Annotated in this window: 13 protein-coding genes; 3 read left to right on the top strand and 10 right to left on the bottom strand. The window is 76.2% G+C overall.

The window, feature by feature from the left end; translation table 11 throughout:
• Positions 1–123: 123 nt before the first annotated feature.
• The 3 genes from ACZ6Y7_RS10285 (at position 124) to ACZ6Y7_RS10275 (ending at position 2,200) form a co-directional block, all read left to right on the top strand.
• Positions 124–1,356 carry a DNA sulfur modification protein DndB gene (locus ACZ6Y7_RS10285; protein ID WP_465757417.1) on the top strand — a complete coding sequence of 411 codons (1,233 nt, stop codon included), beginning with the start codon at positions 124–126 and terminating at the stop codon, positions 1,354–1,356.
• A 170-nt stretch (positions 1,357–1,526) separates the two neighbouring features.
• Complete coding sequence (locus ACZ6Y7_RS10280) at positions 1,527–1,685, top strand: hypothetical protein (protein WP_465757416.1); 159 nt, start codon at positions 1,527–1,529, stop codon at positions 1,683–1,685.
• Positions 1,682–2,200, top strand: coding sequence for an HAD domain-containing protein (locus tag ACZ6Y7_RS10275; protein ID WP_465757415.1), 519 nt, complete (start codon positions 1,682–1,684; stop codon positions 2,198–2,200). The genes ACZ6Y7_RS10280 and ACZ6Y7_RS10275 overlap by 4 nt, the downstream gene beginning before the upstream one ends.
• 123 nt (positions 2,201–2,323) lie before the next feature.
• Here ACZ6Y7_RS10275 and ACZ6Y7_RS10270 read toward each other — a convergent pair whose 3' ends face one another.
• From ACZ6Y7_RS10270 to ACZ6Y7_RS10225, 10 genes are all read right to left on the bottom strand, one after another.
• The gene (locus ACZ6Y7_RS10270) at positions 2,324–6,463 is read right to left on the bottom strand and encodes a LysM peptidoglycan-binding domain-containing protein (RefSeq protein ID WP_465757414.1); all 4,140 of its coding nucleotides are present in this window, start codon (positions 6,461–6,463) and stop codon (positions 2,324–2,326) included.
• On the bottom strand, positions 6,463–6,858 hold the full coding sequence (locus tag ACZ6Y7_RS10265; protein WP_465757413.1) for a hypothetical protein: 396 nt from the start codon (positions 6,856–6,858) through the stop codon (positions 6,463–6,465). Before ACZ6Y7_RS10265 ends, ACZ6Y7_RS10270 begins: the two co-directional genes overlap by 1 nt.
• A 365-nt stretch (positions 6,859–7,223) precedes the next feature.
• Complete coding sequence (locus ACZ6Y7_RS10260; protein WP_465757412.1) at positions 7,224–7,700, bottom strand: TadE/TadG family type IV pilus assembly protein; 477 nt, start codon at positions 7,698–7,700, stop codon at positions 7,224–7,226.
• On the bottom strand, positions 7,697–8,071 hold the full coding sequence (locus ACZ6Y7_RS10255; RefSeq protein WP_465757411.1) for a TadE/TadG family type IV pilus assembly protein: 375 nt from the start codon (positions 8,069–8,071) through the stop codon (positions 7,697–7,699). The genes ACZ6Y7_RS10260 and ACZ6Y7_RS10255 overlap by 4 nt, the downstream gene beginning before the upstream one ends.
• 38 nt (positions 8,072–8,109) lie before the next feature.
• Entirely contained in the window at positions 8,110–8,397 is a 288-nt protein-coding gene (locus ACZ6Y7_RS10250) for a hypothetical protein (RefSeq protein ID WP_465757410.1), read from the bottom strand.
• Between the two features lie 78 nt (positions 8,398–8,475).
• Positions 8,476–9,354: a hypothetical protein gene (locus ACZ6Y7_RS10245; RefSeq protein WP_465757409.1), complete on the bottom strand. Its 879-nt coding sequence runs from the start codon at positions 9,352–9,354 to the stop codon at positions 8,476–8,478.
• A complete protein-coding gene (locus ACZ6Y7_RS10240) occupies positions 9,351–10,313 on the bottom strand; it encodes a type II secretion system F family protein (RefSeq protein WP_465757408.1) in 963 nt (320 codons plus the stop codon). The genes ACZ6Y7_RS10245 and ACZ6Y7_RS10240 overlap by 4 nt, the downstream gene beginning before the upstream one ends.
• Positions 10,313–11,917, bottom strand: coding sequence for a CpaF family protein (locus tag ACZ6Y7_RS10235; RefSeq protein WP_465757407.1), 1,605 nt, complete (start codon positions 11,915–11,917; stop codon positions 10,313–10,315). Before ACZ6Y7_RS10235 ends, ACZ6Y7_RS10240 begins: the two co-directional genes overlap by 1 nt.
• Positions 11,907–13,424 carry a CpaE-like family protein gene (locus ACZ6Y7_RS10230; RefSeq protein ID WP_465757406.1) on the bottom strand — a complete coding sequence of 506 codons (1,518 nt, stop codon included), beginning with the start codon at positions 13,422–13,424 and terminating at the stop codon, positions 11,907–11,909. Before ACZ6Y7_RS10230 ends, ACZ6Y7_RS10235 begins: the two co-directional genes overlap by 11 nt.
• Positions 13,424–14,284 carry an SAF domain-containing protein gene (locus tag ACZ6Y7_RS10225; protein WP_465757405.1) on the bottom strand — a complete coding sequence of 287 codons (861 nt, stop codon included), beginning with the start codon at positions 14,282–14,284 and terminating at the stop codon, positions 13,424–13,426. Before ACZ6Y7_RS10225 ends, ACZ6Y7_RS10230 begins: the two co-directional genes overlap by 1 nt.
• Positions 14,285–14,316: the final 32 nt, after the last annotated feature.

The raw sequence follows: 14,316 nt of genomic DNA, 5'->3' as shown, positions 1-14,316 counted from the left end.
CCTCGGGCTGCGGCAGGATACAACGCGCTAATCCTTCACCGCAGTTGACCATCCGTATGCCGTCAGATAGCTTCCCGAGGACGTGACGAAGCGTCAAAGCGGATTGCCGCAAGGGGAGAGAGCATGTCCATAGCCAGTTTCACGAAGCCCGTCACCACCGGCTTCCCCATCAAGCTCCTGGTCGTCCGCGAAGGGGTCATGGCCAACGCCGTCATCGACGGCGAGAACCTGCTCCACCTCGTCAACGACCCGGCGAAGGTCGAGGAGGACGCCAAGCGCGCCGCGAAGGCCGGCTACGAGGTCGACCCTTACGCCCGTCTGCGCGCCGAGGTGCAGCGGCCCATCGGCACTGCGGCCAGCAAGAAGGCGAAGAACGTCGGCGAGTACGCGGACTACATCGCGGCCGGCTTGCGCGGGGACTTCGACAGCGCCTGGTCGGTTCCGCAGATCACCCTCTGGTCGCCGCGTCCGCTGGCGCCGGACGAGAACGGCGTGTGGCACCTTCCGATCCGTGACGGTCTGATCGCCCTCGACGCCGAGACCCAGGTCACGGCGCTGCACCGGATCAGGAAGAACCAGGCTGCCTACGGCTTGGAGGACTTCGACTTCGGCGAGATGAAGCTCTCCGTCGAGATCTTCCACGGGATCAGCGTCATGGCCGCCCGGCAGATCTTCCACGACCGCAACCTCAAGGGCGTTCCGGTCGACAAGTCCCTGGCCATGTCGATGGACGGCCGCGACTTCGGCACCACGGTGACGCGCAAGCTGATGGAGTCGCTGAAGGTGCCGGCCGGCGAGGGCACGGTCCCGCTGTCCGGCCTGATCCTCACCGGCAAGCGCCAGGTGTCGGACAAGGCTCCCGAGTGGATGACGATGTCGGTCCTGCGGACTCTCATCTCCACCGCCATGCTCGGCAAGGCCGGCATCCACGCCGCCTCGACGGGCATCGAGTACGAGGACATCCCCGTCGACGAGAACAACGACCGCCCCGACCAGGCCGTCGTCCAGCGCGAGATCATGGAGACGGTCGGCACCTTCCTGGTGGAGAACGCCCAGCTCTTCCACGCCAAGTCCGCCATCACCGCCCCCGCGGTCGTGGCGGGCCTCGGTGCGACCATGAACCGCACCATGTCCTGGTCGGCGGACCCGATGCCCGAAGGCGTCACGCTCGGCGCCCTCCTGGCGGACGTCCAGTGGGACCGGGAGGCGAAGTACTGGAGCGGTGTCGCGGCCAAGGTCACCGACAAGGGTGCGGTCAGCTGGGCCGGTGGGGCCCGCGACTCCGGCCACAAGGTCTACGACGCGCTGAACAACCCGGAGTCCGAAACCGGCATGCAGATCCGCGGCCGCTTCTAGGGCGCGAGTGCCGACGGTTCCTCCCCGATCGCAGCGGGGAGGAACCGATCGGTGTGGCCCCGGCCGGCACGGACCGCCACCGGAGAGCCCGACCGTCGCCCGGTCCGCGGCACGGGAAGGCGCGCCAACGGCACCTCCGGGCAGCGTCGCGTCCGGAGGTGCTGCGGCAAGTGGATCTCCGCACCGACCTCGCCTACGTGCACTCCGTGCTCAAGTCGCGCTGGAAGAAGGCATCGCAGGCCGTCGAGGTCCCGTGCGGTCTTCAGGCCGGGAATCGGAGCACGGTCGAAGGGCGCATCGAGGACCTGCCCGCTATCGTTCCGCCATGACCGCCGCCGACCGTCCCCTTCTCTTCCTCGACGTCGACGGCCCGCTCATCCCGTTCGGTGCCCCTCCGCCGGGTGGCTACCCGACCTACCGCAGCCCGTACGCGCCGGGCGCGGTGCCGGGTGGGAACCCCTTGGTGACGCGCGTCGACCCGGCGCTGGGGCCGCGTCTGCTGGGTCTGCCGTGCGAGCCGGTGTGGGCGACCACCTGGCTGGAGGACGCCAACGAGTGCCTCGCGCCCTGGCTCGGACTGCCGCAACTGCCCCTCGTGGAATGGCCCTTGGACGAGGACGAGGACGAGGACGAACCCGGCGGGGTGCACTGGAAGACCCGTGCGCTGGTCGCCCGGGCCGGCGGTCGCCCGTTCGTCTGGGTGGACGACGAGATCACCGCGGCGGACCACCGCTGGGTCGCGACGCACTCCCCCGCCCGGGCGCTCCTCCACCGGGTCGATCCGCAACGCGGGCTCACCGAGGAGGACTTCACCGCCCTCGACGCCTGGCTGCGGACCGCCTGAGCACGGACCGGCCGACAGGCCACGACCGGCCCCGGCGACCGCCCCGGCCGGTCCGCCCCGCCGTGCGGCATCGACGGATGCCGTACGCCCCGGCGCCGTCCCGGGGCGGGGCGCGGCGGGCGGTCAGGAGCCGGCCAGGAGGTCCCGCAGCAGGGCGACGGTGTCGGCGTCGAGGTCGCGGCCGGTGCGGCGGCTGAGCGCGTCCAGCCGGTTGACCGCGCGCAGGAGCTGGTCGCGGGCGCCGGCCGAGGCGTAGGCGTAGAACAGGTCCCGGTGCAGGAGTTCGACGTCCGGGGCGACGGCGAGGCCGCGGAAGACGGCGGCCTCGGCGCAGCGGTGGTCGCCGTACTGCAGACGGCGGGCGGCCAGTTCGTGCGCGGTGTCGACGATCGCCGCGATCATGTCCTGGCGCTCCGCCTCGGCCCAGCCGTACGAGGCGGGCGGGGCCTCGGCGAAGGGGGCGCCGCGGACCAGGGCCAGCGCGTGGGCCAGCGCGGCGTCGGCGGTGGCACTGGTGCTGCGCATGCCGCGCCGGTAGAGGCTGCGGAACTCGTCCCAGTCGCAGGTCACCGTCGGGGCGAAGGAGTAGCCGTCGGCGCCTTCGGTGGACAGGAAGGCGCGGCCCTCGGCCGAGCTGCCGAACCAGGCGGCCAGATCGGCGAGTTTGGCCGGCAGCGGGCTCTTGGCGTCCGTCCCGGGGTGCGGGTCGAGGTGCGCCGCGCCGGGGTGCAGGTCGTGGTCGAGGGCGTGGTGGTCCGAGCCGGGGCGCAGCGCCAGGTAGACGGCGAGTTCGGTGAGCCGGGGCAGTGCGGCGGGCTCGGCGGTGCCGAGGGCACCGGCGACGTCGACCGGGCCGAGCAGGCGGATCCGGGGAGCGTTGCGCGGGGCGTGCGCCTCCGGGGAGCGGAGGATGGCGAGCAGGTCCTCGCAGTCGGTGCGGCCGGACGTGGTCCGGGCCGCGGGGGCGACCGGTGCCACGGCGGCGGGGCCGGGCTCGACGGCGGAGGACGCGAACGGACCGGCGGCGGGCGCGGACGGACCGGCGGCGGTCCGGGTGTCCACGGCCTCGGGAGCGGCCTCCGGGGCCGTCTCGGGGGCGCCCTCCGGGGCGGTCTCGGCTTCGGCGCCGGGAGTCGGCTCCACCGCCGGAACGACGGGAGCGACGGGGGCGACGGGAACGGCCGGGGCGACGGGGGCGACGGGAACGGCCGGGGCGACCGGGATGACGGGCTGGACGGCGAGGACGGCCGTCGGAGCGCCCTCCGTCGGCGCGTCCGCGGTCCCGGACGCCTCGGGTGCCTCGGACGGCTCCGCCGTGACGGCCTGGTCCCCGGCCCCTGCGGTCGACTCCTCGGGCGCGCCCGGCCGGCGCAGGTCGCGGGTGGTCTCGTCGCCCGCCGCGTGCCGCCCCTGCCCGTTGACGGCGTACCGCGCCGGACCGGGCGGGACCGGCGTGGAGCCGCCCGGCAGGGCTGCCGGACCGGTGGGCGCCGAAGTCGGGGCGGACGCCGGGGCGGGCGTCGCCGGGTCGGTACCCGCGAACGGGCTGGCTCCGGTGCCGATCACCCGGGCGAGCAGGCGTGGTCCGGCGGCGTCCGCTCCCCCCTCGCCCGCGGCAGCCGGGGACGACGCCGAGCCGACGGACGACGCCGAGCCGGCGGACGAGGCCGGGACCGGCGCCGGAACGGGACCCGAGGCCGAGACCGCGGCGCCGACGCCCGCCAACACCGGCACGGCGGCGGGAAGTTCGGCGGTGTCGGGATCCTCCTCGGGCCCGTCCAGGGTCCAGGCCGGGGCGGGGTGCTGAGTGGTGTCGTCGGCGGCCCGGAGCAGCTCGGCGACCTGGTCGTACTGCTGTCCGCTGAGCCGTTGCAGCTCGACGGTCAGGTGCAGGCCCGGGATGGCGGCCTGGCCGGTGGTCGGGAGGGTCCACCGGGCGACCGGGCCGGTGCCGCGCTCGGGGGCGCGGGTGATGACGGCGACGCAGGTGCGCGGGCGCCCGTCGAGCAGCCGGCCGAGTTCGGCCGGGATGCCGCCGCCGGGCTGGTGGGCGCAGAGCACGATCTCGGGGATCCACGACTCGTCGGCCCGGCCCCGGCTGCGGGCGTCGCGCGGGCTGGCGGCCTCGGCGGCGACCAGGGTGGCCCGGGCCTTGGCGGTGCGCGGGCCGAGGGCGGCGAGCGCGGCCTCCAGGGTGGCGTGGCGGTGCACGCGTTCGGCGGCCGGGCCGCTGATCGGCACTTCCTCGGCGAGGTCCACGAGGTGCAGGTGGAGCCGGTCGGCGAGCGGGCTGTGGGCGAGCTCGATGGCGAGGGTGCGCAGCACGTCGCGGGCGTCGTCCGGGTGGCCGGAGAGGTGGAGCAGTCGGACGGCCTCCAGGTCGGCGAGGACCACCGATCCGTCGGGCGAGGTGCCCAGGGTGACCAGCGCGGGGTACGGCGCGGCGGTCTTGCGGGCCTGCGCGGCGCTGAGCATGTCGCCGGAGTCGGGGCCGCACCACCAGACGTTGGCGGCGTGCGCGGCCTTAAACGGCGCGATCGGGGTGGCCGGGCCGGACAGGTGCAGCTCGATGGTGTGCCCGGGGGTGATCCGGGCGGCGACGATGGCGGGCAGGCGCTTGCCGCCGCGCACGGTGTTGCGGGCCAGCGTGCGCAGGGCGCGGTCCAACAGCTCCAGCCCGGCCTGGTCCTGCCGGGCCAGCAGCTCGTTCTCGAAGGCGGCGGCCTCGGCGGCGGGCATCGCGATGCGGTGCCGGGGGCGGCGGGCCCGCTGCTGGGTGCCGCGCTTGTGGGCGACGGCGCCGACCATGATGGCGGCGAGCAGGACGCCGACGGTGGAGGCCGAGAGGGCGACGGTGTAGTCGTCGCTGGGGGCCGGATCGGCGTGCGCGGCGGGGGCCGGGGCGTGGGTCGGCGCGTGCGTCGGCGCCGGGGCCGACTGCGGCGCTCCTTGCGAGGGCGCGGGAGCGGGGGCCTGGGGAGCCGTGGCCTGAGGCGTCGGGGCCTGGTCGGCAGGCGCGGGCGCAGGGGCGGGAGCAGGCGCAGGGACAGGGGCAGGCGCCGGGGCAGGAGCGGGCGCCGGGGCGGGGGTGGCCGCCGCCCCCGGCACGGTGAGCACCATCCCCGGTACCACCACGTCCGGGTTCGTCAGCCGCTCCCCGTCCGGGGCCTGCACCCCCTTGTTCGCCTCGAAGAGCTTCGGCCACTCCTCCCCGTCCCCCAACTCCCGCTGGGCGATGGCCGAGAGGCTGTCGCCGGCCTGCACGGTGACGGTCCGCTGCCCGCCCGCGCTCGCTCCCGGTTCCGTCCCGGCCTGCGGCGAGGTGCCCTGCGGAGTCCCCGCCGTACCCTGCGGGGCCCCCGGCGCCGCGTCGCCCGAGGGCGCGGGCGCCGCCGGGGCGGGAGCCGGGGCCTTCACCTCGTCCGGCTTGGCGTCGGCCGGCATCACCAGGGTCCACCCGGGCTGGATCGGCCGGTCCGCGTCGAAGCGGATGCCCGAATCGTCCATCACCCGGCCGTCGTTGAGCTTGGCGATCTCCACCCACCGTTCGCCCGAGCCCAGTTGGCGCTCGGCGATGGACCACAGGCTGTCGGCGGGCCGGCTGTCCCGCACGGTGTAGCTGGGCTGCTGCTCGGCGGCGGGCGCCAGGGCCGGCGCGGACTGCGCGGCGGGTAGCGCGGCGCGCTGCACGCCCGGGGTCAACTGGGCCTGTGCGGCGGGGGTGTGGGCGAGCTCCGGGACGGCCGCGAAGGCCGAGCCGGCCACCGGCAGCAGGGCGAGCACCGAGCCCACCAGCCCGGCCGCGAGCCGCTGGCTCCAGCCGAAGGCCGGGATCCGGCGGGCGATCCGGCCGCGCAGCTGGGCCGGGACCTCCAGCAGGACGGAGAGCGCGAAGCAGGCCCAGGCGAGCCAGCCGACGACCACCAGCGCCCACAGGAACAGCCGCCCGTCGTCCGGGCTGGTGAGCGCCTCGCCCACGCCGCCCGGCGCGACCTCGCCCATCCCGGCGACCGCCTGGGTGCCGTACAGCAGCAGCGCGGGGACGCCGAACAGCAGGGCGAGCAGGGTGACCAGCGCGGCGACCGCGGTGATCAGGGCGCCGGCCCGGCCGCCACCCCTCCCGCCTCCCCGGCCACCGCGCGGCGGTCGAGGTGCCGGGGCGGCGGGCCGTCGCCCGCCCCCGTCGGCGCGATGCGCGGCCCCGGCCCGGCCGTTGCGGGCCTGGGCGGTTCGGGCCTGGTCCTTGGCACGTGGCGCGGCCATCAGTCGGTCTCCGCTTTCTCGACTCCGTGGACGAGGGTCGCACTGCCCTTGCCCGTTACCTTCCGTTCCCCGAGGGCGCCCAGCAGGACCGGCCGGTAGTCGGCCTGCACGGTGACGGTGACGACCTTGCCGTCACCGGAGAACGCGATGTCGCCCGCCCGCAGGCCGTAGAGGCCGAGGTAGGCGTCGGCGGCGTCCCGGACGTACTTCTCGTCGACCTTGAAGCCCGCCCCCTGCAGGACGGCGGCCTGGTCCAGTTGCTGTCCGCCGACCCGCGCGGCCTCCTGGGCGTAGGCGTCGGTGCGCTCGGCGACCCGCAGTCGGCCGCCCGCGTCGATCACCAGGGCGATGACGAGCACGACGTACGCCGCGCAGATCGCGACGAAGAGGGCCACCGCGCCCCGGTCCGACCGCCGCGCGCCGACCGGCAGCCGGGCGCCCGCCGGACGGCGAGCGCGGACGGACCGGCGAACCCCGGCCGGCCGGCGGACCCCGGCCCACCGGCGCACCCAGGCAGACCGGCGCACCCAGGCAGACCGGCCCGTCCGCGGCCTCACCCGTCGCCGAAGACGGCTCACCACGCGCATCCCCTCCCCCCGATCCGCACGCTGTTCTCCCCACCGGCCCCCACCGGGCGCCGCTCGGTACCGTTGTGTCATCCCCCGAGCGCTCTCCGCTTGCGTCTCCCCCGCGCGGGCCGCGTCCAATCCCCCGTTCTCCGCCCGCCGGTGACACGCGCCGTCCCGCGCCCCGCGCGCCGTCATGTGCCCCGGTAGCGGTCCACCACCGAGGTGAACTCGCCGACGAGGTGCTTCGTCACGGGCACGCCGGACGGCCCGCCGAGCAGGTCGGCCAGCTCGACGTCGCAGACCACCGTGACCGTGACGGTCGTGACCGGACCGCCCGGCAGGCTCAACTCCCCCTTGGCCACCCGGACGTCGCCGTTGCGGCAGGACACCCCCTGCTGGCGCAGTGAGGCGAGGGCGGAGTCCTTGGCCGGCTGGTCCATCCCGTCCACGCTGCGCTGCAGCGAGGCGGTCCGGGCGCCGGCCCGGGCGGCGGCCTCGACGCTGCCGGCCGTGGTCTGCACCCGCCCGGCGGCGATCGCCAGCAGGACCAGCCCGACCACCGGCGGCACGACGATCGCCGCCTCGATCGCGATCCCGCCCCCGTCCCGGCGCCGCGGTCGCCACCGGCGGTGCGGGCCGGGGCGCGCACCGGGCCGCCCCGGGCTCACGGCTTCACCACCGGAGGGACGAAGCGCTCGCGCGGCGCCTCGGCGAACTGGGTGATGGTGGGCGCGGAGAGCCCGGGTATCAGCAGCGGCGGCGTCAACTCCACGGTGACCCGGATGGTCTGGGCCGTGCTGCCGTCGGTGCGCACCGTGTAGCCGTGCGCGCCCTGCCGGTCGAGGAAGTCCCGGGCCTGGCGACGCGCCGCCTCGTTCTTCGCCTCGTCCGCCACGTTCCCCTGCACCCGCCCGGCGTCCACGCCCTCGCGGGCGGCGCTGAGCGCGACCTGCCGGTCGTACCACCACAGCGAGGCCTGGACGACGAGCAGCAGGAGCAGCAGGACGACCGGGAAGACGATGGCGAGGCTGATGCTCATCGACCCCCGGTCGTCCCTGCGGCGGAGAGGACGGCGCATCACTTGGTGGCGCCGCCGGCACCGCCGCCCGGCATGTTCGGGTCCTGCTGCACCTTCTGGACGACCTTGTCCTTCAGCAGGTACAGCGCCGTCGCCACGGCGCCCGCGACGAAAACCAACGCGATGATGGCGAGCGCGAGTTCGATGCTGATGGCGCCGCGGTCGCCGCGCGCGCGGGCGGCCCGCAGCCGCCCGATCCGCAGCGTGAACAGCATCAGGGCGAACTGCACCGGCAGCAGGACGGGCCTCAGAGCCCGGCCGGCCAGGTGGGCGAGTCGTACGGTCATCGGGTTCTCCCGGGGGGCGTGCGGTGTGGTGTGGAGTGGTGTGGTGCTGGCTGCTCTTCAACGGGTAGGGACGGAAGGTCAGTTGAGCATCTGGTGGAGCGCGGGGAAGACGATCAGGACGGTCATCAGCAGGGTCAGGGCCGCCCCCGGCGCGACCATCCGCTCGCTGTCGGCGTTGGCGCGGGCGAGGTCCTCGGCGAGCAGTTCGCCGCGCAGACCCTTGGCGCGGGCCCGCAGGGTGTCGTAGACGGCGGCGCCGTCGGTGCCGGACAGCCGCATGATGTCGGCCACGTCCTGCAGCGGGCTGAGGCCCAACTCCTCGGCCAGCGCGTCCAGTCCGGCCCACGGCGGGAGCCGGTCGGTGGCCGCGCGCTCCAGCGCGTCGCGGATCCGCCGGAACACCGCGCCCTGCCCGACCGAGGCGGCCCGGCGCAGTGCCTCGGCCGGCCCGCAGTCGGCGGCCCGTTCCAGCGCGACGAGTTCCAGGTAGGCGGCGATGCCGTGCAGGTACTCGGTGCGCGCCTCCTTGGCCTCGCCGCGCACGACGGCGTCCGGGACGAACCAGAGCAGACCGGCCAGCAGCGGCCCGGCGACCAGCGGCAGGGCGAACGGCAGGCCGATGTCCATCAGCACCGCCATCGCGCCCAGGTAGGCGGGCAGCACCAGGCCGAGCGCGGCGAACAGCAGCTTGTGCACCATGAACCGGGCCGGGCTGCGCCCGATCAGCGCGAGTTCGCGGCGCGGGACGGAGACCCCGCGCAGGTGGACGGAGCGCTCACCGATCCGGTCGTACCACCGCGGCCGCTCGTCCGGATCCTGTTCGCGGTCGGCCGGGACGGCGTGCAGCCGGTCCAGCGCCTGGCGCAGGTCCGGGGGCGCGGGCCGCAGTTCGGCCACCAGCAGGGCGAGGCCGCCGGCCGCGACGGCGCCGGCCAGCACCGACCAGGGGGAGATCACCGGACCTCCCCGAGCCGCTCGGCGGGCCGCGCCGCATGCGTCCGCGCGCCCGCCCGCCGCCCGCTCCTGCTGCGCCGGTCCGGGGTGAGCAGCCGGGGCACCGGCGGGTGCGAGGCCAGGGCCCGCATCCAGGCGATGATCGCCACGAACAGGGCGGCGACCACGGCGAGGACGAGCTGGCCCAGGAAGGTCCCGTACGGCCGGGTGTACTCGGTGTTGAACGAGCCGACCGTAACGACCAGCACGATGATGCCGACCAGCCAGCGGATGGTGGTCCGGTGCTTGGCCCGGTCCGCCTCGATGGCGCGGCGCTGGCGGACCTCCTCGCGCACCGAGTCGGCCATGTCGGACAGCGTGCGGGCCAGGCCGGGCCCGCTGTCCCCGGCCCGCAGCACGAGCGCGGCGAGCACCTTGTCGGCGGTGGCGTCGGCCAGGCTGTCGGCGAAGGCGTGCAGCGCCTCCTCGGGCCGCCAGCGGGCCTGCAGTCGGGCGGCGAGCTCGCCGATCTCGTCCTCCAGGGCGGCGGGGGCGGTGCGGCGGCTGGTGACGATGGCCTGGTTGAGGCCGACGCCGAGCAGCAGCACGTCGGCGATCCGCTGGGTCCACTCGGACAGCGCCTCCAGCCGCTCGATCCGGTGGGTGTCCGGGCGGGTGGTGTCGAACAGCCAGGGCAGGCCGAAGACGGCCAGCGGCACCAGCAGCGCGGTCAGCGGGATGCCGGTGAACAGCCAGGCCAGCGGCCCGCCGACGAGCGCGAGCGGCAGCTGGATCCGGCGCAGCCGGACCATCCGCGGCGCGGCCGCCCCGGGGGCGCCGTACCAGAACACGTGGGCGCGTCCGGCCAGCGGGTTGGGCCGCGCCTCGGCGTCCTCGTCGACGGGCTCGCTGCCGCGGGCCCAGGCCACCAGGGCGACCAGGCCCCCGGCGACCGCCAGCCCGCACAGGGCGAACAGCAGCATCACCGCGCACCACCGCCGATCCGCAGCTGCAGCGGGGCGGCCCAACTCCCGTACCGGGAGCCGAGCAGGCCGGCGTCGAAGCCGGCCCGGCGCAGGTCGTCCAGGCACTGCGGCGGGGTGTGCGGGACGGCCCGCGGCTCACCGAGGTCCGGCCGCGGGCCGAAGACGGTGTTCAGCGCGGGCCGGCCGCTCTCGCCGAGGCCGGTGACCTCCAGCACGTGGGAGACGAAACGGTGCCGGCGGCCGCCGACGGCGGTCTCGTCGACCATGGCGACGTGCACGATGAGGTCCAGGGCGTTGGCGGTGAGCCGGTAGGCCAGCGCGTCGGTCATGTGCGAGCCGTACTCCAGGCAGAGTTCGGCGATGCGGTCGACCACCATGTGCGGGCCGCGGGCGTGCAGGGTGCACATCGACCCGCCCTCGCCGTTGGTCATCACCCGCAGCATCGGGACGACCTCGCCGGAGCGGACCTCGCCGACGATGATCCGGGACAGCGTCATGCGCAGTGCGGCCGGGATGAGGTCGCCGATGCTCAACTCCCCGGCGAGCCGCCCCTCGACGCGTTCGCCGTTGCCCTCGCGGGCCTCCATCGGGACGACCTGGCGCAGGTGGCCGAGGGTGTGCAGCCAGAGTTCGAACTCCGACTCCAGGGTGCCGATCCGCTCGTCCGGCGGGATCTCGGCGGCCATCGCGCGCAGCAGGCTGGTCTTGCCGACGCCCTGGGTGCCGGTGATCATCACGTTCTTCCGGGCCCGGATCGCGGCGGCCAGGAAGGCGGCCAAAGTACTGTCCAGAGTGCCGAGTTCGACCATCTCGGGCAGCGTCGCCGAGGCCACCCGGTGGCGCCGGATGGCGACGTACGGCCGGGGCGTGACCTCGGTGAGCGCCTGCAGACGCATGCCGCCCTCCAGCCGCAGCGCCAGGGTCGGGCTGGCGGTGGACAGGCTGCGCTCGCCGCCGCCGTGCTGGCGGGCCAGGTCCTGCAGCAGTTCGACGAGTTCGGCGTCGCTGTCGGCCACCGGCGGCACCTGGCGCAGGGGTTGGTGCACCTTGGAGACCCAGACGTCGTCGCAGCCGTTGATCAGGATGTTCTCGATCTCCGGGTCGTCCAGGTAGGGCTGGAGCCGCCCGGCCCGGAACAGCAGGTCGAACACGGCCTCGGCGAGGGCGCGGTCCTGCTCCCGGGTGGGCGGGATGCCGTGGGTCTGCGCGTAGGCGTCGGACCAGCGGGCGACGGACTCCTCGATCAGCGCCCGGCCGCGCTGGCGGCGGGTCGCGCGGTCCGGCTCGGTCCCGGAGGCGGCGGTCAACCGGCTGATCTGCTGGTGCAGTTCGGCGGCGACCTGGCGCTTGAGCTCACGGGCGACCTGCGGGTCGACGGCCGGCCGGGTGGCGGCGCCGCGCACGTCCAGCGAGGGCAGCTGGGACGGCACCGCGGTGGGCGCGACCGGTCCGGGCCCGAGGGGGCCGGGCGCGACCGGGCCCCCGGCGGGTGCGACCACCGGCGGCGGCGCCGAGGTCGGCGCGGCCGGTGCGGTCGGCGTGGCCCAGGGCAGTGCGGCCGGGTCGGCCGCGGGTCGCTGGTGCAGGGGGCTACCGCGCACGGAGCACCTCCCCGGGGTTGTGCGGATGCTGCCCGCTCACCGCTGACCGACCGTCCGTCACTTCCGGTTCCTGCAGCGGGTACTGGTCGCCCTGTTCGCCTCCGAAGGGCTGCTGCGGCGACTGCACGTGCGCCGGGAAGGGCGCCGGGAAGGGCGCCGGCGCGGCCGGCTGCGGGGCCAGCCCGGCCAGCGGCGCCACCGGACCGGTGGTGATCACCGGTGGGACGGGCTGCGGCGGGGTGTACGACGGCGGCTCGGCCTCCACCGGGCCGAACGGCGAGCGCGGGTATCCGGCCTGACCGGCGGCGCCCGGGCCGAACGGCGGCTGCCCGTGGGACGGCTGGCCCTGCCCGGCCTGCCCGTACGACGGCCGGTCCTGCGCCGTCTGCCCGTACGACGGCTGCTCGGACGGGGGCCGCCCGTGCGGGGGCCGCCCGTGCGGGGGCTGGGTGTGCGACACCCGCCCGTACGCGGTCTGCCCGTACGGCTCCTGCCCGGCCCCGGTCTGCCCGTACGGCTCCTGCGCGTACGCGGTCTGCCCGTACGGCTCCTGCGCGTACGCGGTCGGCGCGGGCGCCGGCATCGGCTGGGTCGGCACCACCGGCGTCGGCACCACCGGCGTCGCCGCGGCGCCCGCCGCGGGACCGCCCGCCGACGCCGCTGGTGCCGCCGGTGCCGCCGGCAGGCCCGCCGCCTGCCGAGCCGCCGGGTCCGCTCCCGGCGCGAGCCGCTGCCGCCGTCGGCGGACCAGCAGCTGCACCTCGTCCGCCGCCGACCGCGCCGTGCGCAGCAGCTCGGAGCGGATGAACCGGCGGTCGGCGGTGTCGCCACCGTCGGAGAGCACCTTCGCCGTCCGGGGCGCGTGCGGCAGCACCCCGAGCACCGGCAGTCCGAGTTCGCGGGCCACCTCCGCCCGGCTGTACGGCCCTTCGGCGACCAGCAGCAGCCCGAGCGCGTCGGCGCCGGTGCCGGCGGAGGCCAGGTCCTCGGTGAGGGCGGCGAGCCGGGGCCGGATCGAGCTCAGGCCGCGCAGAGTGGTCCGGACGGTCACCGCCACCACGTCGGCCCGGCGGGCCAGGGCCGCGCTCGCGCCGGTGGCGCCGGAGCGGCCGAGGTCCACGATGACGTCGTAGCCCTGCTGTTCGATGCCGTGCAGCAGTTCGGCCAGCGGCTCCCAGGTGTAGGCGAGGCCAGGGGCCTGGGTGGGGTCGGTGAGCCCGGGCAGCAGCAGTCGGTCGGCCTCGCCGTCCGGGGAGAGGTCGATCAGCTGCTCCCAGATGGTCTGCGCGAGCAGTCCGCGCCGGTCGGCGACGGCCAGGTTGCGCAGCCCGTACACGGCCTCGACGCGGCCCTCCAGGGCGCCGGCGAGCACCGCGCCGCCGTCCGGGTCGGCCTCGACCAGCAGGATCCGGCGGCCCGGTTGGAGCGGCCAGGCCAGCAGCAGGGCCAGCGCGGTCGTGGTCGCGCCGGGCGCGCCCGGGCCGCCGACCACCGCGATCACCGCCATCAGGCGCCCCCCGTCGCACTCGGGGCGCCGGACGCGCCGGTCGGGGGCGCGCCCGCCGAGGGCGTGGCCGGCGGCGTGGCGGCCGACGGCGTGGCGGGCGAGGGGGCGGCGCCGCCCGCCCCGCCGCCGGAGGCGCCGCGCGGCGCCAGCAGCACCTGGATCCGCCCGCTCGCCACCCACTGCGCCAGCCGGGGGCCGTCCGCGGTGCCGACCGCGACGTCGATCACCTGGCTGCCGTCGGTGTCCACCCGGCCGACGGTGATCACCGTCGCGGGCAGTGAGTCGGCCCGCCCGTTGTCCGGGGTGTAGACCACGACCAGCTGCACGCCGGGCTGCAGCCGGCTGGCCGGCAGCTGGCTGCGCTTGGCCGACACGCCGACCACGATCTGCCCCGGCTGCACGGTCAGGCCCTGGGCGAGGTCGCCGCCGGTGAGCATGGCGCCGCGCTTGAGGTCGGTGGCGGCCCGCATGCCGACCGCCTTCGCCCGGTCCTGGGCGGACACCGGGTGGAGCGCCGGGTCCCCCGCGATCCGGGCCACCACCAGGTCGTCCTCGGTGATCACCTGACCCCACGGCACGTCCCGGGCGAGGGCCAGCACCGCGACCCGCTGGCCGGTGCTGTTGTAGAGGACGGCCCCGCCCAGCCCGCCGGCCGCGATCAGCGCGACCGCCATCGCCAGCACCGCCGGGCGCCGCCGCCGCGCGCCCATGGTCCGCCCGGGCGCGTGCGGCACCGCCCGGCCGCGGCCCCGGCCCCCGCCCGGGCCGCCGGACCGGTCCTGCTGCTCCGGGACGGCCACGGAGGCCCCGGCGCCCGCGGCCGTGCCGGATCCCGGCGTCGCGGATGTACGGTTCTCCACCGGGTTCCGCCCTTCCCTCGTATCGCTCGTAC

Source organism: Kitasatospora sp. NPDC053308, from assembly GCF_055585785.1.
Note: the sequence above shows the minus strand (reverse complement) of the source record. Positions and strands in the feature narration are given on the sequence as shown.